General features: G+C 68.8%; 19 protein-coding genes. 5 read left to right on the top strand and 14 right to left on the bottom strand.

Annotation, left to right across the window (positions count from 1 at the left end):
• Window positions 1–132: 132 nt before the first annotated feature.
• Both J4030_RS09675 and J4030_RS09670 read right to left on the bottom strand, forming a co-directional pair.
• Window positions 133–648: a cysteine hydrolase family protein gene (locus J4030_RS09675; protein ID WP_208049002.1), complete on the bottom strand. Its 516-nt coding sequence runs from the start codon at window positions 646–648 to the stop codon at window positions 133–135.
• A complete protein-coding gene (locus tag J4030_RS09670; RefSeq protein ID WP_208049001.1) occupies window positions 638–2,134 on the bottom strand; it encodes a cytosine permease in 1,497 nt (498 codons plus the stop codon). Before J4030_RS09670 ends, J4030_RS09675 begins: the two co-directional genes overlap by 11 nt.
• Before the next feature lie 166 nt (window positions 2,135–2,300).
• Here J4030_RS09670 and J4030_RS09665 point away from each other — a divergent pair, with 166 nt between their 5' ends.
• Both J4030_RS09665 and J4030_RS09660 read left to right on the top strand, forming a co-directional pair.
• On the top strand, window positions 2,301–2,672 hold the full coding sequence (locus J4030_RS09665) for a helix-turn-helix transcriptional regulator (RefSeq protein WP_208049000.1): 372 nt from the start codon (window positions 2,301–2,303) through the stop codon (window positions 2,670–2,672).
• 1 nt (window position 2,673) lies between these two features.
• Entirely contained in the window at window positions 2,674–3,165 is a 492-nt protein-coding gene (locus J4030_RS09660; protein WP_208048999.1) for an SRPBCC domain-containing protein, read from the top strand.
• A 95-nt stretch (window positions 3,166–3,260) separates the two neighbouring features.
• Here the strand turns inward: J4030_RS09660 and acnA are convergent, their stop codons facing one another.
• From acnA to J4030_RS09645, 3 genes are all read right to left on the bottom strand, one after another.
• Window positions 3,261–5,930 carry an aconitate hydratase AcnA gene (gene acnA / locus J4030_RS09655; RefSeq protein ID WP_374221990.1) on the bottom strand — a complete coding sequence of 890 codons (2,670 nt, stop codon included), beginning with the start codon at window positions 5,928–5,930 and terminating at the stop codon, window positions 3,261–3,263.
• A 190-nt stretch (window positions 5,931–6,120) separates the two neighbouring features.
• A complete protein-coding gene (locus J4030_RS09650; protein WP_243763082.1) occupies window positions 6,121–7,329 on the bottom strand; it encodes a class I SAM-dependent RNA methyltransferase in 1,209 nt (402 codons plus the stop codon).
• A gap of 116 nt (window positions 7,330–7,445) precedes the next feature.
• On the bottom strand, window positions 7,446–9,452 hold the full coding sequence (locus J4030_RS09645; RefSeq protein ID WP_374221989.1) for an APC family permease: 2,007 nt from the start codon (window positions 9,450–9,452) through the stop codon (window positions 7,446–7,448).
• Window positions 9,453–9,513: 61 nt separating this feature from the next.
• On the opposite strand from J4030_RS09645, the gene J4030_RS09640 reads away from it, so the two are divergent.
• On the top strand, window positions 9,514–10,179 hold the full coding sequence (locus J4030_RS09640) for a TrkA family potassium uptake protein (RefSeq protein ID WP_208048995.1): 666 nt from the start codon (window positions 9,514–9,516) through the stop codon (window positions 10,177–10,179).
• A gap of 12 nt (window positions 10,180–10,191) precedes the next feature.
• Window positions 10,192–10,890, top strand: a complete 699-nt coding sequence (locus J4030_RS09635; RefSeq protein ID WP_208048994.1) for a TrkA family potassium uptake protein — start codon at window positions 10,192–10,194, stop codon at window positions 10,888–10,890.
• Window positions 10,891–10,987: 97 nt separating this feature from the next.
• Here the strand turns inward: J4030_RS09635 and J4030_RS09630 are convergent, their stop codons facing one another.
• The 6 genes from J4030_RS09630 to J4030_RS09605 form a co-directional block, all read right to left on the bottom strand.
• The gene (locus J4030_RS09630; protein WP_208048993.1) at window positions 10,988–11,371 is read right to left on the bottom strand and encodes an OB-fold nucleic acid binding domain-containing protein; all 384 of its coding nucleotides are present in this window, start codon (window positions 11,369–11,371) and stop codon (window positions 10,988–10,990) included.
• Complete coding sequence (locus J4030_RS09625; RefSeq protein ID WP_208048992.1) at window positions 11,371–12,210, bottom strand: DUF3710 domain-containing protein; 840 nt, start codon at window positions 12,208–12,210, stop codon at window positions 11,371–11,373. The genes J4030_RS09630 and J4030_RS09625 overlap by 1 nt, the downstream gene beginning before the upstream one ends.
• 29 nt (window positions 12,211–12,239) lie before the next feature.
• Complete coding sequence (dut, locus tag J4030_RS09620; protein ID WP_307864639.1) at window positions 12,240–12,713, bottom strand: dUTP diphosphatase; 474 nt, start codon at window positions 12,711–12,713, stop codon at window positions 12,240–12,242.
• A 7-nt stretch (window positions 12,714–12,720) separates the two neighbouring features.
• Window positions 12,721–13,020, bottom strand: coding sequence for a DUF4193 domain-containing protein (locus J4030_RS09615; protein ID WP_208048990.1), 300 nt, complete (start codon window positions 13,018–13,020; stop codon window positions 12,721–12,723).
• A gap of 118 nt (window positions 13,021–13,138) precedes the next feature.
• Window positions 13,139–13,975: an inositol monophosphatase family protein gene (locus J4030_RS09610; RefSeq protein ID WP_208048989.1), complete on the bottom strand. Its 837-nt coding sequence runs from the start codon at window positions 13,973–13,975 to the stop codon at window positions 13,139–13,141.
• The gene (locus J4030_RS09605; RefSeq protein WP_208049050.1) at window positions 13,975–15,063 is read right to left on the bottom strand and encodes a ferrochelatase; all 1,089 of its coding nucleotides are present in this window, start codon (window positions 15,061–15,063) and stop codon (window positions 13,975–13,977) included. Before J4030_RS09605 ends, J4030_RS09610 begins: the two co-directional genes overlap by 1 nt.
• A gap of 309 nt (window positions 15,064–15,372) precedes the next feature.
• Here J4030_RS09605 and sepH point away from each other — a divergent pair, with 309 nt between their 5' ends.
• Entirely contained in the window at window positions 15,373–17,121 is a 1,749-nt protein-coding gene (gene sepH / locus J4030_RS09600; RefSeq protein WP_208048988.1) for a septation protein SepH, read from the top strand.
• On the opposite strand, the gene J4030_RS09595 is transcribed toward sepH, so the two are convergent.
• From J4030_RS09595 to J4030_RS09585, 3 genes are all read right to left on the bottom strand, one after another.
• The gene (locus J4030_RS09595) at window positions 17,090–18,568 is read right to left on the bottom strand and encodes an MFS transporter (RefSeq protein ID WP_243763081.1); all 1,479 of its coding nucleotides are present in this window, start codon (window positions 18,566–18,568) and stop codon (window positions 17,090–17,092) included. The genes sepH and J4030_RS09595 overlap by 32 nt on opposite strands.
• A 53-nt stretch (window positions 18,569–18,621) precedes the next feature.
• Window positions 18,622–19,329 (bottom strand): thymidine kinase, encoded by a 708-nt coding sequence (locus J4030_RS09590; protein WP_208048987.1) that lies wholly within the window; start codon window positions 19,327–19,329, stop codon window positions 18,622–18,624.
• A 176-nt stretch (window positions 19,330–19,505) separates the two neighbouring features.
• Window positions 19,506–21,236: a DUF262 domain-containing protein gene (locus J4030_RS09585; protein WP_208048986.1), complete on the bottom strand. Its 1,731-nt coding sequence runs from the start codon at window positions 21,234–21,236 to the stop codon at window positions 19,506–19,508.
• Window positions 21,237–21,257: the final 21 nt, after the last annotated feature.

Below are 21,257 nucleotides of genomic sequence, written 5' to 3'. Positions count from 1 at the left end.
GCCACGGTCCAACGCCCGAGTCTATGCGGTGGGACCCGGCGTCCTGGACCCCGAGGGCGTCAGGCGAGTCACGGCACTCGACGCGTGCCTGGCCGTCGCGCACGACGGCCAGGCCTGCTACGACTGCTCGGCTCAGCGCGCCACGGTGATCAACGGCGCGTAGAGCTCCATCGCCGCGAGGGCGTTCTCGTGCGCCTCCGGGCTCGACCCGGCGCACGCCTGCGCGCGGACCGTGACCGCGATCCCCGCGTCCGCCATCGGCAGCGCGGTCGACAGCACGCAACAATCCGTGGACACGCCGCACAGCTGCACCGATCGTGCGTCACCGAGCGCGGCGCGCAACGGGTCGCCCCACTTTCCGAACGTCGTGGCGTCCACGGTCGGCCGGCCCGCGAACTGCGGGACCAACCGGTACTGCGGATGGTCCGGTGCCGTGAGGGCGAACGGCCACCGGGCGAAGTACGCCGTCCACGCACCGGCCGGGTCGTCCGGGGCGACGTACCGGGTGAAGACGACGCGATCGGCGTACTCCCGCACGGCGGCCTCGATCGCCGGCAGCACGTCGGCGAACATCGGGGAACCCCACGGGCCCTCGACGTCGGCGAAGACGTGCTGGGCGTCGATGACGACCAGGACGTCAGACGGCACTCGCGGCCCTCGCGTCGCCCGCGGGGTCCACACGCTCCTGGCGCCGGACGGTCCCGGCGGTCAGGGCGACGGTGCCCACGAAACCGACGACGATCGCGACCAGGACACCGAGGCCGGCGTATGCCCAGGTGCCCTCCTTGCCACCGAGATGCAAGGGGTCGAGCAGGTAGCCCTGCCAGGTCAGCCAGGACACCTTGGCCGACGTGACGACCAACCCCCACCCCAGCGCCGATCCGATCACCATGAGCACCAGCGGGATCGGGGCGAGGGAGCCGTAGCGGCCGCGGGCGTCGTACAACTCGGCGTCGGCGTACGCGCTCCGCCGCAGCACCAGATCCCCGAGGAAGACGCCGCACCAGGCGGCGATCGGCACCCCCACCGTCACCAGGAAGCCTTGGAAGTTGGCCACGAAGCTGCTGGACGTGAAGAAGACGACGTAGATGCCCCCGAGCGTCATGATCGTGCCGTCGATCAGCGCGGCGACGAAGCGCGGCGCCCGCAACCCGAGGCTGAGCAGCGACAGACCCGAGGAGTAGATGTCGAGCACCGCCCCGGACATCAGGCCCAGGATCGCGACGACGGCGAACGGCACCAGGTACCAGGTCGGCAGTGCGGCCGTGAGGGCGCCGATGGGATCGCCCCCGATCGCGGCGGACAGTTTGGGGTCGGACGCGGCCAGCAGGATGCCGAAGACGACGAGCACGACCGGGCCGAGCGCGCCGCCGAAGGTGGTCCAGAAGATCACGCCGCGGCTGGGCGTCGACCGCGGCAGGTACCGGCTGTAGTCGGCCGCGCAGTTGACCCACCCGAGGCCGAGGGCTGTCAGCACCAGGATGGTCGCGCCCAGCACCTGCGGCACTCCCCCGGCCTTCATGGTGCTCACCGTGTGCCAGTGCACCCGGTGCACGGTGAGGGCGATGTAGCCGATCGTGAGGACGGCGGTCGCCAGGGTGATCCAGGTCTGCAGACGCATGATGAGCGCGAAGCCGAAGACCCCCGCGACGACGGTGACCGCGGCGACCACCAGCAGGACGATCAGCTTGGTGACGGTGCCGTGGCTCCATCCGAGCCGCGCGAAGACCGTCGAGGTGCCGAGCGTCGCCAGGACCACGAGCACGGTCTCCCAGCCGACGGTGAGGATCCACGAGATCGCCGACGGCACGCGATTCCCGTTGAGCCCGAACGCGGCTCGCGACAGCACGAGCGTCGGCGCCGACCCGCGCTTGCCGGCGACGGACACGAAACCGCACAGCAGGAACGAGCCGATGCTGCCCACCACCGCGGCGCCGAGCGCCTGCCAGATGTTGAGCCCGAAGCCGATCACGAACGCGCCGTACGCGATCGCGAGCACCGAGATGTTGGAGGCGAACCAGGGCCAGAAGAGCGACGCCGGCCGCCCGTGCCGCTCGGACTCGTCGATCACGTTCAGGCCGTTGGCCTCCACCCCGCCCGGCGCGCGGGTCTGCGGACTCTCCACCGTCGTCATGACGGTCACGCTACGGCGCGAGTGGCAGCGCCGGTGGTACATCGACGACTCCCCCTGATCGTCGACTGCGCATGTCGCGGGCCCGATCAGCCCGTTTCACCCCGCGATATGCGCAGTCGCCGGGCTCTCTTGACAACATACAACCGAATGGTTGTATGTTGTGGCCATGCCCGATCAGGAGGACGCCGCGGACGCGATGTTCCGTGCACTCGCCGACCGGACGCGCCGCGACATCATGCGACGCATCCTCGCCGGCGAACACTCCGTGTCGGCGCTGGCGGAGCACTACCCGATGAGTTTCGCGGCCGTACAGAAGCACGTCGCGGTCCTCGAGCGGGCCGGCCTGCTCGTCAAGCGCCGCCACGGACGAGAGCAGCTCGCCAGCGGCGATGTCGAGGCGATCCGCTCGGTCGCCTCGATGCTCGGCGATCTCGAGCAGATCTGGCGCGGCCGGATCTCCCGGATCGATGAGTTGCTCAGCACCGAAACCACCAGAACCACCGAAACCACGAATCACCCCACACCAGAGGAGAAGTGACATGCCCGTGACCGATGTCGACACCCAGGCCGAAGCCCGCACGCTCACCATCACCGCGGAGTTCGCGGCGCCGGTCGAGCGCGTCTGGGAGGTGTACGCCGACCCGCGCCAGCTCGAGCGGGTCTGGGGTCCGCCGACCTACCCGGCCACCGTCGTGGACCACTCGCTCACCCCGGGCGGGCGGGTGCACTACTACATGACCAGCCCCGAGGGAGAGAAGTACGCCGGGTGGTGGCACGTGACCTCCGTGGACTCCCCGCACGGCTTCGAGTTCGAGGACGGGTTCGCGCAGAACGCCGACGACTTCGCGCCGGACGAGTCGATGCCGGTGTCGCAGAACGTGTACCGCTTCGAGGATCTCGGCGGGAAGACCCGCGCGACGTACGTCAGCACCTACACGACCGCCGAAGGTCTGCAGAAGGTGCTCGACATGGGAGTCGTGGAGGGCGCCTCGGCCGCGATCAACCAGATCGACGGTCTGCTCGCCTCCTGACCGGAACCCCGAACGACCCCTGCCGCGTGCTGCGGCAGGGGTCGTTCGGGGTGTTCAGGTGGCCCGCGCCGCACGGCGTGGGATCCGGTGTCGCGTCAGGCGCCGGCCTTCACCAGCGAACGCAGCACGTACTGCAGGATGCCGTCGTTGCGGAAGTACTCCGCCTCCCCGGGGGTGTCGATGCGCACGACCGCGTCGAACTCGACGACCGACCCGTCGCCCTTGGTCGCGGTCACGTGCACGGTCTTCGGCGTGCGCCCCTCGTTCAGCGCCTCGACGCCGCTGATGTCGAAGGTCTCGGTGCCGTCCAGGCCGAGCGACTCGACGTTCTGCCCCTGCGGGAACTGCAGCGGCAGCACGCCCATGCCGATCAGGTTGGAGCGGTGGATGCGCTCGAACGACTCGGTGATGACGGCCTTGACGCCGAGCAGCCGGGTGCCCTTGGCCGCCCAGTCGCGCGACGAACCGGAGCCGTACTCCTTGCCGCCGAGCACCACCAGCGGCACGCCGGCCTCCTGGTACGCCGCGGACGCGTCGAAGATCGAGGTCTGCTCGCCCTCGGCGAGGAAGTTGCGGGTGAACCCGCCCTCGACGCCGTCCAGCAGCTGGTTGCGCAGCCGGATGTTGGCGAAGGTGCCGCGCACCATGACCTCGTGGTTGCCACGCCGCGAGCCGTAGGAGTTGAAGTCCTTGCGCTCGATGCCGTGCTCGGTGAGGTACTTACCGGCGGGGCTGTCGGCCTTGATCGAGCCGGCCGGGCTGATGTGGTCGGTGGTCACCGAGTCGCCCAGCTTCGCCAGGACGCGCGCGCCCTTGATGTCCGAGACGGGCTCCGGCTCGGCCGGCATGCCGTCGAAGTACGGCGGTTTGCGCACGTACGTCGAGTCGGCGTCCCACGCGAACGTGTCGCCCTCGGGGGTCTGCAGGCCCTGCCAGCGCTCGTCGCCGGCGAAGACGTCGGCGTAGTCCTTGACGAACAGCGCGCGGTCCATCGACGCGGCGATGGTCTTCTCGACGTCGTCCGGTGCCGGCCAGATGTCCTTCAGGAACACGTCGTTCCCGGCCTGGTCCGTGCCGAGCGGGTCGACCTCGAAGTCGAAGTTCATCGTGCCGGCGAGCGCGTACGCGATGACCAGCGGCGGGGACGCCAGGTAGTTCATCTTCACGTCCGGGTTGATCCGGCCCTCGAAGTTGCGATTGCCGGACAGCACCGAGACCACGGTCAGGTCGTGCTCCTGCACGGCCTGCGAGATCTCCTCGTTGAGCGGACCGGAGTTGCCGATGCACGTCGTGCATCCGTAGCCGACGAGGTAGAAGCCGAGCTTCTCCAGGTAGGGCCACAGGCCAGCGTTCTCGTAGTAGCCGGTGACGACCTGCGAGCCGGGCGCCATCGAGGTCTTCACCCACGGGGCCACGGTCAGGCCCTTGTCGACGGCGTTCTTGGCGAGCAGCGCCGCGGCCATCATTACCGAGGGGTTGGAGGTGTTGGTGCAGCTCGTGATCGAGGCGATGACGACCGAGCCGTCCTTCAGCCCGTACGCCGGCCCCTCGGCCGGGGTGACCTGCTCCTCGCGCAGACCGCCCTCGACGCCGTAGTTCTTGACGTCGAGCGCGAACTGGGTCTTGGCGTCGGAGACGACGATCCGGTCCTGCGGCCGCTTCGGACCGGCGATCGAGGGCACGACCGTGGACAGGTCGAGCTCGAGGTACTCCGAGAAGCGCGGCTCGTTGGACGGGTCGTGCCACAGGCCTTGGGTCTTGGCGTAGGACTCGACCAGTGCGACGTGGTCCTCCTCGCGGCCGGTGAGGCGCAGGTAGTCCAGGGTCACGTCGTCGATCGGGAAGATCGCGCAGGTGGAGCCGAACTCCGGGCTCATGTTGCCGATGGTGGCGCGGTTGGCCAGCGGCACCGAGGCGACGCCCTCGCCGTAGAACTCCACGAACTTGCCGACCACCCCGTGCTCACGAAGCATCTGCGTGATGGTGAGGACGACGTCGGTGGCGGTCGCGCCGGCCGGGATCGCACCGGTCAGGCGGAAGCCGACGACGCGCGGGATGAGCATCGACACGGGCTGGCCGAGCATCGCGGCCTCTGCCTCGATACCGCCGACGCCCCAGCCGAGCACACCCAGGCCGTTGACCATCGTGGTGTGGCTGTCGGTGCCGACGCAGCTGTCCGGGTAGGCGACGCCGTTACGGGTCATGATCGAGCGGGCCAGGTGTTCGATGTTGACCTGGTGCACGATGCCGGTGCCCGGGGGCACGACCTTGAAGTCGTCGAACGCCGTCTGGCCCCAGCGCAGGAACTGGTAACGCTCCTTGTTGCGGCCGTACTCGATCTCCACGTTGCGCTCGAACGCGTCGGCGCGGCCGAAGACGTCGATGATCACCGAGTGGTCGATGACCATCTCGGCGGGTGCGAGCGGGTTGATCTTCTTGGCGTCACCGCCCAGGTCGGCCACGGCCTCGCGCATCGTGGCCAGGTCGACCACGCACGGCACACCGGTGAAGTCCTGCATGATCACGCGGGCCGGGGTGAACTGGATCTCGGTGTCCGGCTCGGCGTCGGCCTTCCACCCGCCCAACGCGCGTACGTGGTCGGCAGTGATGTTCGAGCCGTCCTCCGTGCGCAGCAGGCACTCCAGGAGCACCTTGAGGCTGAACGGCAGGTCCGAGGACCCCTCGACCTTGTCCAGGCGATAGAACTCGTACGAGTTCTCCCCCACCTTCAGGGTGTCCTTCGCATCGAAGCTGTTGGTGCTCACGCCGACTCCTTCGTCCTGTCCGTCGCGCCGTTCCGGCCGCATCTCATTTATCTTGACGTCAAGATAAGTCAAGCATATCCGCTGAACCCCCGGCAGCAAAGGTCGACCTAAGACGCACACCGACCATCGGTTGTCAGCCGATTCGTGGCGTCGGCGTCACAGAGCGCTGACAACCGACGCGTCGTGCCGGTCAGCCCTGCTCGGCTGGAACGAGGATCGCGACGCACTCCACGTGGTGGGTCATCGGGAACGCATCGAACGCGCGCAGGGACGTGAGCGCGTACCCCGCGTCGGCGGCGTATGCCAGGTCACGGGCGAGTGCCGCGGGGTCGCAGGCCACGTATGCGATCGCGCGCGGTCGCAACCCGGTGATCTGCTCGACCACCTCGCGTCCGGCGCCGGTCCGCGGCGGGTCCAGCACGACCAGATCGACCACATCGCCCAGGTGCTCGGCCACGAGCGGGCCGGCCTGACGTACGTCGGATCGCTCGATCCGCGCCTGCGGCACCTCGCGGAGGGCCGGCTGCGCGTCGGCCACGGCACGCTCGTCGCCCTCGATGCCGAGGACCGCGCCGCTCTCCCCCACCCGGTCGGCGAGGAATCTGGTGAAGAGCCCCACGCCGCAGTAGAGGTCGAGCACCCGCTCTCCCGGTCGCGGCGCGAGCTGTCGCAGCACCTCGTCCACGAAGGTCGGCGCCGCCCCGGGGTGCACCTGCCAGAAACCGCGCGCGGACACCTCGAAGTCCAGCGTCGCCCCACCGGCCGTCACGGTCTCGAGGACACCCGGCACCTCACCGCGGTGCGGGAGGAGCACCGCGGTCGCGGACCCGTCGGAGGCCACGGCGACATCCACGCCCGTGACCCCGGCGTCGAACCGTTCGGTGAAGATCCCAGTCGCCCGCACCTGCGGCACGCTGATGACGCAGTCCTCGACGGGTATGACGTCATGCGAGCGGTGCGCGCGGAATCCGGCCCGGCCGTCCGGGCCGGTGGCGAGCTCGACGCGGGTGCGCCAGCGCAGCCCGTCCTCGTCGCCTGGCACGGCCTCGACCTCGCCGGTCCAGTCGATCCCCGCCAGCCGGCGCAGCTGCTCCGCGACCACCGCGGTCTTGAGCTCCCGTCCGTACGCCGCGCTGGTGTGCTGCCAGTCGCATCCTCCGCAGCGGCCAGGACCGGACCACGGGCACGCCGGCGTACGCCGTTGCGGGGAGGCCGACAGCACCTCGACCGCGTCCGCCCGCAGGAAGCGGGAGGTGCGCGTGCCGTCGGTCACGCGGGCACGCACTCGCTCCCCCGGCAGCGTGTGTCGCACGAAGACGACGCGACCCTCGGTGCGGGCCACGCACGATCCGCCGTGGGCCACCGCTCCGATGTCGAGCACCAGCTCGGTGCCCACCATCGAGCCTGGAGCCGCAGGGTCCGACCCGGTGCGGCGTGCTGGTCGACGCGACCCGCCGCGACGGTCAGGGCGTCCGCGGCGGGGTTCGCCGGAGCGAGGGCGTTGGGGCATCGCGGTCAGCGACCCAGTCGGACCGAGCCCGGTGCCGACCCGTCGAAGCGGTCCTCGGACCCCTCCGAGGAGTGCAGCTGCCAGGGCACGCTGGTGACCATCACCCCGGGAGTGAAGAGCAGTCGGGCCTTCAACCGCAGCGCTGACTGATTGTGCAGCAGCTGCTCCCACCACTTCCCCAGCACGTACTCGGGGATGTAGACCATCACCACGTCGCGCGGACTGTCGCGCCGGATCGCCCGCACGTAGTTGATGACCGGCCGGGTGATCTCGCGGTACGGCGAGGCGACCGTGCTGAGCGTCACCGGGATCTCGCGCCGGTTCCACTCGTCCTTCAGTGCCTGCGTCTCCTCGTGGTTGACGTCCACGGTGAGCGCCTCGAGCACCGCCGGGCGGGTCGCCCGCGCGTACGCCAACGCCCGCATCGTCGGTTTGTGGATCTTGGACACCAGCACGATCACGTGCAGCCGGGCGGGGAGCACCTGTTCGTCGCCGTCGATGTCGGACAGCGCCAACTCGTCGCGCACATGGGCGTAGTGGCGCCGGATGCCGAGCATGAGCACGTAGAGCACGATCATGGCGCCCACGGCGTACCCCGCACCGTGGGTGAACTTGGTGAGCAGCACGACGACCAGCACCAGCCCGGCCATCACCGCGCCGACCGCGTTGATCACCCGCGACCGCCGCATCCGCGATCTGACCTTGGGGTCCTGCTCGTCCTTCAAATGCCGGTTCCAGTGCCGGATCATGCCGGTCTGGCTCGTGGTGAAGGACACGAAGACGCCGACGATGTAGAGCTGGATCAGTCGGGTGGTCTCGGCGTGGTAGATGACGATCAGCGCGACCGCCGCGCCCGCGAGGATCAGGATGCCGTTGGAGTAGGCGAGCCGGTCGCCGCGGGTGTGCAGCTGGCGGGGCAGGAAGCCGTCCTTGGCGAGGATCGACGCCAGCACGGGGAACCCGTTGAACGCGGTGTTCGCGGCCAGCACCAGGATGATGCCGGTCACGATCGAGACGAAGATGATCCCGGGCTGGAAGCCATGGAAGACCGCGTGCGACAGCTGCCCGAGGACGGTGTTCTCGTTGTAGTTCTCGACCGGCTTGCCGTTCAGCAGCAGGCTGCCGGGGTGGTCGGGGTCCTGGATGCGGATGCCGGTCCAGCGCGACAGGGCGATGATCGAGACGAGCATGACCACCGCGATCGAGCCCATCAGCAGCAGCGTCGTGGCGGCGTTCCTGCTCTTGGGCTTCTTGAACGCCGGTACGCCGTTGGAGATCGCCTCGACACCGGTGAGCGCCGCACAGCCGCTGGAGAAGGCCCGCAGGAGCAGGAAGAGCATCGCGAACTGGGACAACGACGACATGCCCGACTGCGGCGCGAGGGAGAACTTCGCGCTCTCGGCCAGCGGCAGGTCGCCCATCAGCTTGCGGACCACCCCGACGATCGCCAGGCCGAAGATGCCGAGGATGAACAGATAGACGGGGATGGCGAAGTAGGACCCCGACTCCCGGACGCCGCGCAGGTTGAGCGCGGTGAGGGCGACCACCAACAGCACCGCCACGATGACCTCGCGCCCCTGCACGAACGGCAACGCCGCGGACGCGTTCTGCACGCCGGACGACACCGACACCGCCACGGTCAGCGTGTAGTCCACGAGCAGGGCCGAGGCCACCGTCAGTCCGGCCTTGGGACCCAGGTTGGTGGTGGCGACCTCGTAGTCTCCACCGCCGGATGGGTAGGCGTGCACGTTCTGCCGGTACGACGCCACGACGATCGCCATCACGAAGACGACGGCTCCGGTGATGTACCAGGAGTTGGTGGTCACGAACGCCCCACCGGCCGCGCCGAGGGTGATCAGGATCTCGTCCGGCGCGTACGCCACGGACGAGAGGGCGTCGCTCGCGAAGATCGGCAGGGCCAGCCGCTTGGGCAGCAGGGTGTCGCCGAGTTTGTCGCTGCGCATCGCGCGACCGACGAGCACCCGCTTGATCGTTCGTCCAGTCACTGACACAACCGCAGAGTCTAGGGGCGAGATGACGGACCCACGCGCACACTCCGGTAGCGTCCTCGGCGTGCACTTCGTGATCATGGGATGCGGCCGGGTCGGCTCGACGCTGGCCATCGGCTTACAGGACCACGGCCACGAGGTCGCCGTCATCGACCGCGACGAAGGGGCTTTCCGCCGCCTCGGGTCCAACTTCGCCGGATCGCGGGTCACCGGAGTCGGTTTCGACCGCGAGACGCTCGAGCGCGCGGACATCCGGAACGCGTACGCGTTCGCCGCGGTCAGCAGCGGCGACAACTCCAACATCCTGGCCGCACGCGTCGCCCGCGAGACCTTCGACGTCGAGCACGTCGTCGCCCGCATCTACGACCCGGGGCGCGCCGAGATCTATCAGCGCCTCGGCATCCCCACCGTCGCCACCGTCCGATGGACCGCGGACCAGGTCCTTCGCCGGCTCGTGCCGCAGGGCGCGATCCCGCTGCACACCGACCCCAGCGGCAGGATCAGCCTGCTCGATCTCACCCCGCACGTCAGCTGGGTCGGCACGCCGCTGCGGATCATCGAGCGCGAGACCGGCGCCCGCGTCGGGTACTTCACCCGCCTGGGCGAGGGCCGCCTGCCGGACACCGACACCGTGCTGCAGGAGAGCGATCTGTTGCAGATCCTGGCCGAGCGCGACCGTCGTCCTGAGATCGAGCAGGCCCTCACCTCCCCCCGACCCGCAGATCTGTAGGAGTTCCCCACCATGCGCGTCGTCGTCGTCGGAGCGGGCAGCGTAGGCCGCTCGATCGCCCGCGAACTCATTCACAACGGGCACGCTGTGCTGCTCATCGACAAGTACGCCGAGGACGACCGCACCGCGTCGGTGCCGGACGCGTCCTGGTTGCTGGCCGACGCGTGCGAGATGAGCACCCTGCAGGAGGCACAGGTGCAGGACTGCGACGTCGTGGTCTGCGCGACCGGCGACGACAAGGTCAACCTCGTCGTCTCGCTGCTCGCCAAGACCGAGTTCGGCATCGCCCGCACCGTCGGCCGCGTCAACAATCCCAAGAACGAGTGGATGTTCGACGAGGCGTGGGGCGTGGACGTCGCGGTGTCGACACCGCGGATCATGACCGCCCTCGTCGAGGAGGCCGTCAGCGTCGGAGACCTGGTGCGGTTGTTCCAGTTCCAGCAGGGCAAGGCGACCATGGTCGAGATCACCATCCCCACCGACAGCCCGGCCGTTGGGCAGACCGTGGGCGGGCTGGACCTGCCCCCCGACTGCGTCCTCGTCGGCATCATCCGCGACGAACGGCCGATCGCGCCCACCCGGACCGAGCCGATCGAGGGCTTGGACGAGCTGCTCTTCCTCGCCACCGCCGACGCGGAAGCCGCGCTCGGTGCCGCGATGACCGGGCGCGACATCGCCGACGTACGCACGGTCTCCCATGAGAACACCTGAGCCCGCTGGGCGTTCACGCACGCGAAAGGGCGCGCTCCACGGAGCGCGCCCTTTCGCGTGTCGGGCCCGACTCAGGTGCTCGGGTCGAGCAGCCCGTTCAGCTCACTTCGGCCGCGGGCTTGATCTCGTACTCGGGGTTGAAGATGGTGGGCATGCCACGACGGTGCAGCACCCGCCCCTTGACGGTGAGGTAGACGCCCGGTTCGATTCCGGCGATGCTGCGCCGGCCGAGCCAGACCAGCTGCATCATCCGCGTGCCGTCGTCCAGGCCGACCACGAACGCCGGCACGGAGTCGGTGCGCGGCCGCAGGCTCGTGTAGCGCACGGTGCCGCAGCAGCCGGCGATCTGGCGGTCACAGCACGCCTCGATCGGGGTGCCGCCCCGCTTGGTCGCCGCTTCGCGCAACTCGTCGCGCTCGATCGCCGCGGATGACCGGCTGAACCGCCGAGCCGCCTCGCGGATCGTCGTGCTCGCTCCCATCACCGCACCTCCGTGATCTCGGGTCCACGCTCGAACGGGTTGAGCGTGTTACCAGCATTCTCCTCCTCGGCGGCCTGGGCCACCGCATCGGGCACCTTCAGTTCCAGCAGTTCCCGAGGCGCACGCGCCTCACTGCCGCGCAGCACGACGGAGTCGCGCACGAACTCCAGCAGCGGAGCGGCCGCCGCCTCGTCGGTGGCTGCGGCGCCGGAGAAGACCGCGCGCAGGAACCAACGCGGTCCGTCGACACCGGCGAACCGGGCGGCGGAGTACGTCGTGCGCCCGTCCTTGCCGCGCGCCGGGATCCGCACGGCCAGCTCGATGCCCAGCGGACCGAGCTCCTCGGTGGCCGATCCGCCGCCGGTGATCAGACCGTCGGCGATCTCGTCGCGAATGTCGTCCCAGATGCCACCGCTCTTGGGCGCTGCGAAAACCTGCACCTGGCAAGCGGATTCGCCGAGTACGGCGGTGATGCCGGTGATGTTGCCGGCCTCTTCGTCGACGTCGAGACGCAATTCCATCCCGGCCTGCGGACGCAGAGCCACCGCACCGAAGTCGAGCCGGTCGTCCAGGTGCTTGACCTCGGAGCGGTCGAACGGGCCGTTGCTGCGGTCCAGGTCGTGCGGCCGGGGCAGACGACTCGGAAGGTCGTCGTGCGAGGCGCTCGGATCGGCGACGGCGACCGATGCGTCGTCGGCGTCGTCCCGGGAGGCGAGGTCGGTCGCCTCGAGATCCTCTGATCCGGTGTCGTCCGACGCAACCTCGGCCGTCGCCGCGTCGTCGTCGTGCCCGGACGCGGTCGGCCCGTCCTCACGCGCCTTGCGGCGGAAGATCCCCACGGGTCCAACTTCCCTTCCTCGAACTGGTGTCAGCGCACCGTATCCCGCGCCGGCGGGCTGGTGAAACCGCCGGACGCTCCGTGACCGTCCGCGCCCCGCTCGCTGGCGGTGAGAGCGTCCACCTCGAGCCACTGCACCGCTGCGACCTGCTGCACGACCAACTGCGCGATGCGGTCCCCCCGGTCGAAGGAGAACGACTCACGCGGGTCCAGGTTGATGAGGTTGACCTGGATCTCGCCGCGGAAGCCCGCGTCGATGGTGCCCGGGGCGTTCACCATCGTGATGCCGTGGCGCGCCGCGAGACCGGAGCGTGGGTGCACGAACCCGGCGTACCCGTCGGGCAGCTCGATGGCGATCCCGGTCGGGATCAGCGCACGGTGACCCGGCGGGATAGTCAGGCCGATCCGCGCGTACAGGTCCACCCCCGCGTCGCCCGGCCGGGCGTACGACGGGAGCGGAAGTCCCGGATCGAGTCTGCGGATCGGGACCGGCACGCTGCTCACGACGTGATCAGGCCGCGCATTCGCTGCAGACCAGGACGCCGCCGGCGTCGCTGGCCAGCTGGCTGCGGTGGTGCACGAGGAAGCAGCGCGAGCAGGTGAACTCATCCGCCTGGCGCGGGATGACCTGGACGGACAGTTCCTCACCGGACAGGTCCGCACCCGGCAGCTCGAAGCCTTCTGCCTGCTCGGTCTCGTCGACGTCGACGCTCGCGGCGTTCTTGTCGACGCGGCGCGACTTCAGTTCCTCGATCGAGTCTTCGCTCAGGTCGTCGTCGGTCTTGCGTGGGGCGTCGTAGTCAGTCGCCATGCCTATGCCTTGCCCTCTCTGATGCTCATGCGCTCGCCCGGTGAACTTCGCCAGCGGGCGGGGGAATTGTTACCTACCCGCTGAACGCATGGCCAACCGGGGTCATTCCCGGCTTCGACTACGCCTTCAGAATGCCTTTCAGGGCCGCCACCAGGGCGGCCGGACCAGCGACGACGAGGTCCTTGTCGGGGGGCGCTGCGCCACGTCCGGCCACCACTCCTCCGGCCTCGGTGACGATGAGCTGACCGGCTGCCTGGTCCCACGGGTTCAGGCCCGACTCGTAGTAGACGTCGAGGCGCCCGGCGCCCACGGAGCACAGATCGAGGGCGGCGCTGCCGATGCGCCGGATGTCCCGCACCTGGCCGATGAGGCTCGCCACCACCGCGCCCTGGCGCTCGCGTTTGGCGACCTCGTATCCGAAACCGGTGCCGGTCAGGGCCTTGGCGAGTTCCTTCTCCCCGCTGACCGACAGCGACTGCACGTCGGTGCCGCGTCGCAGGAACGCGCCGCCGTCGGCGTGCGCATGGAAGAGCTCGTCGGTGATGGGGTTGTAGACCGCACCGGCCACCGTCTCCCACTCGCCGCCGTGCCGCACGTCGCCGACGCACGCCGCGACGGAGACGGCGTACGCCGGGATCTCGTAGAGGTAGTTCACCGTGCCGTCGATGGGATCGACGACCCAGGTGATCCCTGAGCTGCCCTCGTGGCTGGCACCCTCCTCGCCGAGCAGGCCGTCGTCGGGACGCAGCTGCTCCAGGCGTTCACGCAGGAACGCCTCACTGCGCTGGTCCATCACGGTGACCACGTCGGTGTCGCTGGACTTGGTGGCGGCGACGCCGAGGCCACGGGGCCGCTCGTCGACGATCAGGCGTCCGGCGGACGTCGCGAGGTCGCACGCCATCTGTTCCAGCGTCGCGAGCTCGGGGGGTCCGAGCTGCGGACGGTCGGGCGCCATCAGTCGCTCCCGCACGCGGCCGGCTTGGGCGTGCGCAGGTTGGGGCAGCAGCCCGCGGCACACACCGACGGCATGGCGCCTCCCGGCCACGCGGGCAGCACCACCTGTTCGCCGCGCGCCTGGGCGGCGCGCTCCTCGGCCAGATCGACCAGCCCGCTCACGAACTCCGGGTCGACACCGACCGTCGGCACCCGCGTCATCCGCAGGCCGAGCTCGTCGGCGGTCGCGCGCGCCTCGGTGTCGAGGTCGTACTTGACCTCCATGTGGTCGGAGACGAATCCGATCGGCGCGACCACCACGTCGGTGACTCCCTTGGCGGCCAACTCCCTCAGGTGGTCGTTGACGTCCGGTTCGAGCCACGGCTGGCCGGGCGCTCCGGAGCGGGAGCAGTAGACCAGCGCACCATGCAGATCACGATCGAGGGTGATCCCCGCCTCGTCGAGGACGACATGGGCGATCTCGTCGTGCTGGTGCTCGTAGAGGCTGCCCTCGCCGTCGCCCGGGCCGGACGTGTCGTCCATCGCCTCCGGGATCGAGTGGGTCACGAAGACGATCCGCAGCTTGTCGTCGTCCGACTGGGTGCTCGCGCGGACGGCGTCGGTCACCAGACGGGTGTTGACCCGGGAGAAGCTGGGATGCGTCGCGTACGGCCGGATCTTGTCGACCGCCAGTTCGCGCCCCTCCTCATGCAGTGCGATCTGCGCAGCCGCGATGTCCTCGCGGTACTGCCGGCAGGAGCTGTAGGAGGAGTACGCGCTCGTCGTCACCACGAGCACCCGTCGCGCGCCCGCGTCGTACGCCTCGCGCAGGGTGTCGACCAGGAACGGCTCGCCGTTGCGATTGCCCCACAGCACCGGGGTCGCGATCCCGCGACGGCGCAGCTCACCGTGCAGGGCGTCGCGCAGCGCGCGGCACTGGTCGTTGATCGGGCTCACGCCGCCGAAGTCGTAGTAGTGCTCGGCCACGGACTCCAGACGCTCGTCGGGGATCCCGCGCCCGGCCGTCACGCGGCGCAGGAACGGCATGACCTCCGCCGGCGCCTCCGGTCCCCCGAACGACAACAGCACGACGGCGTCGTACGGCACCATCGCGGCGAGCTCCTCCTGGGGAGCGGGGTCGGGCACCGGCTCTGTCGCGGCGGCGAGGACCTCGTCACTGACTCCGCCCGGCTCGGCCGACTCGACCGGCGCGGGCACCGCGTCCGGGAGGGGCTGCTCCGCGGGAGCGGCCGGTTCCTCCGGCTGGGACGACTCGGGGCCGTCGATGGGAGAATTCATCGGGCCAGTCTGCCGCGCACCGCACCGGCACCGCTCGGGAGGTCGGCGTGGCCTCGCCGACAGCCGTCGCCGATCGTGACATCCTGCGGGCTAGAGGACATCGAGAGGCAGGACGAAGCGATGCGGGACCTGAAGGTGAGCGAGGTCGACGGCGCCGACCTGCACCTGGTCGACGACGACGGCGGACGCTACCGACTGTCGGTCGATGACCGGGTGCGTGAGTCGGTCGCGGCGGCGGCTACGGCTGCGCCGCCGACGGACACCGAGTCGTCCCGCGACGGTGCGCCCCACGCCGAGGAAGTGACCTCCGGTGCGGACACGGCGGCGGGCGCGGACACCCGCGCGGTGAGTGCCGCGGGCGCGGACACCCGCGCGGTGAGTCTCGTGTCGGAGCAGCCCGCAGCCCCGATCGGCGACCTGCCTCACCTGCCTCCGGGCGAGCTGGTCACCCCGCGCGCCGTGCAGGAGTTGCTGCGCGCGGGCCACTCGGTCGGGCACGTCGCCGCTGCCGCGGGGTGGGACCAGGCCAAGGTGGAGCGTTACGCCGCGCCGATCGAGGCCGAGCGCTCCTACATCGCCGGACTCGCGCAGGACCTCCCCGTCGGCCCCACCACCACCGACACCGCGACGACCGTCGGCGATCGCGTCGCCGCACGGCTGCACGACCGTGGCGTGACCGGCGACGCCGTCGCCTGGGATGCGCACCGTACGGCGGGTCGCGGCTGGGTGGTCGTCTGCCGGTTCAGCGCGGGCGGGCGCACCCGGGAGGCGTCGTGGCTCTTCCGGGCAGCGACTCGCACGTTGACGGCGGTCGACGACGAAGCACGATGGCTCGGTGAGGACGAACGGGCCGCCGGCGGTCCGATCCCCGCGCCCGCAGCACCGGTCAAGGTGTTCGACGTCGAGGCCGAGGGCGGCGTGTCCGAGCCGGGGGCACCCTCCGGATCAGCCGGTGCACCTGCCGACGCCGGGTCATCCGGATCGGGAACGTCCGCGACGTCGGCCGGAGCGGTCGATCTCGTGTCCGCCATGCAGGCCCGTTCTCGTGGCCGGCGCACCCGCGGCTCGCGCAACCGCGCAGGTCGTACGCCGGTGGACGTGCCGCCGATCGAGTCACCGTCCGACCCGTCGGATGTCACGCAGGCAGCACCTACCCAGCCCCAGCCCGTGCCCGTGCAACAGCCCGGCCAGACCGGTCATGAGGCCGACCGTGCCGACCCGGCCGATCAGCCCGGGCACGCCCTGGCCGACGAGACGCCCGCGGAGCCGACGGTCGACGACCTCGGGCACGACCCGGTCACCGGGACGGTCGATCTCTTCGGAGCAGTCGCCGAGCAGTCGGACGACTCCGGGTCCGCCCACGGCCAGGACGACGGCGCCGCTGAGGCCGTGGACTCCGAGCAGACGCAAGGCGCCCGACCGGCCGACCTCGACCAGCCGAACACCACCACGGCGACGACCGAGCCTGAGCGCTCCGAGCCCGCCTCGACCACGGGCTCCGACGACGCAACGGGCGCCGACGAGGCAGCCGCCGAGCCCGAACCTGTCGAGGATGCTGGGTCAGACGACCAGCAGGCGACCGAAGAGGTCGTCGGTCACGGTGCCACGGCGGTCGACGCGCTGCAGGAAGGCGAACGCGCAGCACCCGCCGTTCACGCGCCGGGAGCGCCAGGCGCGACCGCCGTCCGCGACGACGAGCAGCCCAGCGAGCAGCTCAGCGATCAGGCCGAGGAGCTGGACTCCGCCGGACAGCCCGACGAGGCGCTCTCTCCCGCGCCGCCGCGGCGACCGAGCGGCGCACGGTCCGGACGGCCCAGCGTGCCGAGCTGGGACGACATCATGTTCGGCGGCCGGCGCGGCCGAGACTGACCCGTGGCAGGTCGCGACCGCTGCGCCAGATCAGCACCGCGGTGACCCACAGCAACAGCACCGTCGCGGCGAGCACCATGCCCACCGTCGCGTTGTTCGGGATGACTACGGCGATGATGCCGCCAACGACCCAGGACAGCTGCAGAAGGGTCTCGGAGCGGCCGAAGACGCTGGTGCGCATGTGCTCCGGCACGGTGTCCTGGATCAGCGAATCAAGGGCCAGCTTGCCCAGCTGCTGACCGATCCCGGCGACCAGGCCGACCAGGACGGCGGTGCGCAGCCCGAAGAAGACCGCCGCGGCGACGATCGCGACGGCGTCCGCGAGCAGCGTCACGAGCACGATGACCCGCGGCGCGGCGAACTTCAGCACCGAGCCCAGCACCGTGCCCAGCGCGTTGCCGACACCCGCGGCGCCGACGACGAGGGCGAGCAGCAGGTTGGTGCGGTGCTCCCATCCGGGGAACGGGTGGGCTCGCATGAGGAACGCCAGGAAGATCGTGAGGAATCCGGACAGCCAGCGCAGCCCGACATTCGCGCGCAGCGCGAGCACCACGTCGTGGGACACGCCCCGTCGTACGACGTTCTCCCCCGTCGCGAGGTCGACCATCGATGCCGACTTCTCGCCCTCGCTGGAGTCGACCCGCGGGGGGAGCAGGACCGCCAGCACCGTGCCGATGATGAAGAGCACGAACGCGACCCGCAGCGACCAGGCCGGCCCGCTGACCTTGGTGGCGATCCCTGCGATGCCGCCGCCGATCGCCGCGCCGACGACACCGGCCAGCGACAGCCGTCCGTTGGCCTTCACCAGGGTGAGCTGCGAGGGCAGCAGCCGGGGCGCGGCGGCGGACCGGGTCACCAGGTAGGCCTTCGAAGCCACCAGCACGCTCATGGCCACCGGGAAGAGCCAGAGCGAGTCGGCGTCGACCGCCTGGGCCAGCACCCAGCACAGGAACGCGCGTCCGGCCAGGGTCCCTCCGATCGCCCACCGCCGGCCGTGCCGGAAACGGTCGAGCAGCGGTCCCATCAGCGGCGCGACGACCGCGAAGGGCAGCATCGTCAGCAGCAGGAAGAGCAGGGTGTGACCGCGTGCCTGGCTGCTGGTGCCCGCGAAGAACACCGTGCCGGCCAGACCCACCGTCACGGCGGCGTCACCGGCCGAGCTGAAGGCGTGCACCTCAATCAGCCGCGACAGGCCCGTCTCGCCCGCGCCCTGCGCCTGACTGGCGCGACGCGCCAGCCGATAGGACCCGCGGCCGAACCCGGCACTGCCGCGGCCGAGGAGTGCTGCCCCTCGCACCGCGCCACGCCCGACCGCTTTGGCCGCGCGGCCGCGCGGCGGGTGGTCATGCGTACCGTCCCCGGACCGGTCGACAGGACGGGTGGCACCCGGTCGCGCGTCGCGGGGCAGCGGCAGGGTCCGCGCGTCGTCGCGTCCCGGCTCGCTCATGCCCACATCATGCCCCGCACCGGTGTCACTCGACGGCGGCTCGCGGCGAGGGATCAGCGAGCGTCGTGCGCGGCGAGCGTGGGTAGCGGGCAGAGCGCGGAGCCCTCCGCGTCGAACGGCAGCGGGTGCTGGGAGGTGACGCGCGCGGCGTACGACGTCATCCGCCGCATGTAGTGCCGGCGGCAGAGCACCTCGTACTCGACCAGGCTCTCCGGCGCACCCGGATTCACCTCACCCACGTCTCCGACGACGACCTGGTCGCCCTCGACGACCATCTGACCGTCGACGACGCGCGCGTTGTGGGTGGCCGTGCGCCCGCACCAGCACAGCGCCTCGACCTGCAGGGTCGAGACCCGGTCGGCGAGCTCGATCAGCCGTCGTGACCCGGGGAAGAGCTGCGCGCGGAAGTCTGCGGTGATCCCGAACGCGTAGACGTCGATGTCCATCTCGTCGACCACCCGCGCCAGTTGCTCGACCTGCTCGGAGGTGTAGAACTGCGCTTCGTCGCAGATGAGGAAGCGCAGGTCGCGGCCGTGCGTGGCGTGCTCGACGACGACGTCCCAGAAGTCGAGACCGTCGCTCACCTCCAGCGCCTCCCGGGCGAGCCCGAGACGACTGGAGAGCACCGCCTCCCCCGCCCGGTCGTGCCGCGTGAAGACCAGCCCGTCGTGACCGCGCGCGCGATGGTTGTGTTCCATCTGCAGCGCCAGGGTCGACTTGCCGCAGTCCATCGTCCCGGAGAAGAAGACCAGCTCAGCCACGGTCCACCACCCTAACCGCTACTTCCGGTCCACCCGTAAGCAGAGCCCACCGATCCAGCAATCGGAGAACGCAATGCAGATGCAAATCGAACAATTCGACCGCATTCTGAGCTCTACAGTAGAAATGCGGCGACCACCCAGACCGCCCAGCTAGGTTGCAAATTTTGGCAAGTTTACTAACTCCCATCGTCAATTCTAGGAATTGTCATTCCGGTAACCTGTTCTATTCCATCGCAAATGGCCGACGACCGCATCCGGACGAACGCATCATAATCGTTCAGATTCTCGCCATATTGAAAAACATAATGCGACTGCAGAACAGTGTCGACTTTCGCTTCAGTTTGCGCTTCGCGCATAATCTTCAGATAATCGGAAGGAGCCTTCTTTCCGATTATTTTGTTCGTTTCTGAATCTATCAGAACTCGATTGACAAGCAGCTCCGACTGCTCGTCGTTGGCAAGATACGCTCGCGGAAAGAAGTGGTGCGAATCCACCTTTCCGTCGTGAAGTCGCTGCGCCGTCAATTTGAGCGCCGTATGAAAGTCGAGCGCCCCATCTCGAACAATCAGCGCCATCACACCCGCAAGCAATGCCTTGCGCCGCGCAGAGGCAGTAATCAAGTTGTCCTCGGAAAAAGCGAACTGCGCGACAGCTTCAGGGGCTGCGCCCTCCTTGAGAATCCACCCTTCCAATGCCTTATAGTCAGCCCCTGCCTGGCTATTGGCGCCCTGGTCGAAGTTGCCCATGAAGGTGGTGCACCAAAAATACTTCTTTAACTTGTCGTTTGCAATGCCGCGCTCAATCGGCTTAAGTTGGGATACCTCCAACCACACTGCGGCCATTGGCGCGACCAACATTCCGTAGGGCAGCAGCTTCCGACTGAGCACGCCGCACTCGCTCTCGAGGAAGCCAATAACACCAGCCATTCCCCTAACGATTGGATCCCAATGCGTGCTTATGTCATCCTTAGCGAGCAACTTGAGCACATCAGCTCGCTGAGCAGATCCGCGAGCCCTAAGGCAAACAGCTTGAAGTAAGCTATAGGGTTCAAAAGCGAAATCATCAAAAACATCGTACTGCTGTCTTGCCTGGTCCCAAAGGTCGCGAAGCCTCACCCCTTGTGGATATAACCTTGCTGTAACTAATTCAAACGCCCCAAGAGGGCGACCCGTCCTGTTCAATGTCTCGAAAATAGTGCAGACAGCCTGAATTGGCGTATCGATTGGCAATGAAATAACAGGGAATCCGTAACTGCGCAGCGGGATCAGGTAAGTGTCCCGGACTCTTCGGTAGGCCGATTTTATTTTGGACTCCTCGGAATGGTCTGTGGTTTTGTACCGCGCGAAGTCATCTAGCCAGTCGTCTATCTGCGGAAGCTCGAACAATGGGAGGGCGTCATTAGAGAATTGCCATTCCTCTGATAAATGTTCGGAATTCTTGTAGCGCTTTGCGTCTACAACGAAAACAGCCCTGTCCCAGTCAACCTCGTGCACCGACTTGACGGTTAGGTCGTCGTTCACGAATTCACTCAGTTTCGTGAAATAGGCCTCGGGAGTCTTCAGACTGAGGGCACGGTACAGCGCAGTAAGGCGCTGCTGGCCGTCCAGCACTAGTTCATTAGGTGCTGAGCCCCCGGTCGGCGACCCGGCAACCCTCCGGCTAGCTAGCGCAGGATTCTGTGGATCCTGCCTCCACGCAAGTATGGACCCCGCCGGATGCCTCGACATGACACTCTGAATGAGTTCAAGGATGGCCGAACTATCCCAGACGAAGTCCCGCTGAAAGTCGGGTATCGCAAGGTCGCCCGCATCAATTCGCGCCAAAAGATTTGAAAGTTGCGGACTTGTTGACTCAAATACTGGGTTTGCTTCATAAGCAGTGACCATGAGCGGCCCCTTCTTCTTCACGTGGTTCGACTGTTATAATTT

It is taken from the genome of Allobranchiibius sp. CTAmp26 (assembly GCF_017565405.1).
Lineage (GTDB): Bacteria > Actinomycetota > Actinomycetes > Actinomycetales > Dermatophilaceae > Allobranchiibius.
The sequence above is the reverse complement of the archived record's forward strand: the minus strand, read 5'-3'. Positions and strand labels throughout refer to the sequence as shown.

Coding starts and splice junctions, on each gene's coding strand:
- sepH (WP_208048988.1), top strand. CDS start 15,373: ATGCGGGACCTGAAGGTGAGCGAGGTCGACGGCGCCGACCTGCACCTG.
- J4030_RS09610 (WP_208048989.1), bottom strand. CDS start 13,975: ATGGCGCCCGACCGTCCGCAGCTCGGACCCCCCGAGCTCGCGACGCTG.
- J4030_RS09615 (WP_208048990.1), bottom strand. CDS start 13,020: ATGGCGACTGACTACGACGCCCCACGCAAGACCGACGACGACCTGAGC.
- J4030_RS09670 (WP_208049001.1), bottom strand. CDS start 2,134: ATGACGACGGTGGAGAGTCCGCAGACCCGCGCGCCGGGCGGGGTGGAG.
- J4030_RS09630 (WP_208048993.1), bottom strand. CDS start 11,371: ATGGGAGCGAGCACGACGATCCGCGAGGCGGCTCGGCGGTTCAGCCGG.
- J4030_RS09650 (WP_243763082.1), bottom strand. CDS start 7,329: ATGGTGGGCACCGAGCTGGTGCTCGACATCGGAGCGGTGGCCCACGGC.
- J4030_RS09635 (WP_208048994.1), top strand. CDS start 10,192: ATGCGCGTCGTCGTCGTCGGAGCGGGCAGCGTAGGCCGCTCGATCGCC.
- J4030_RS09595 (WP_243763081.1), bottom strand. CDS start 18,568: ATGAGCGAGCCGGGACGCGACGACGCGCGGACCCTGCCGCTGCCCCGC.
- J4030_RS09665 (WP_208049000.1), top strand. CDS start 2,301: ATGCCCGATCAGGAGGACGCCGCGGACGCGATGTTCCGTGCACTCGCC.
- J4030_RS09660 (WP_208048999.1), top strand. CDS start 2,674: ATGCCCGTGACCGATGTCGACACCCAGGCCGAAGCCCGCACGCTCACC.
- J4030_RS09605 (WP_208049050.1), bottom strand. CDS start 15,063: ATGGTGCCGTACGACGCCGTCGTGCTGTTGTCGTTCGGGGGACCGGAG.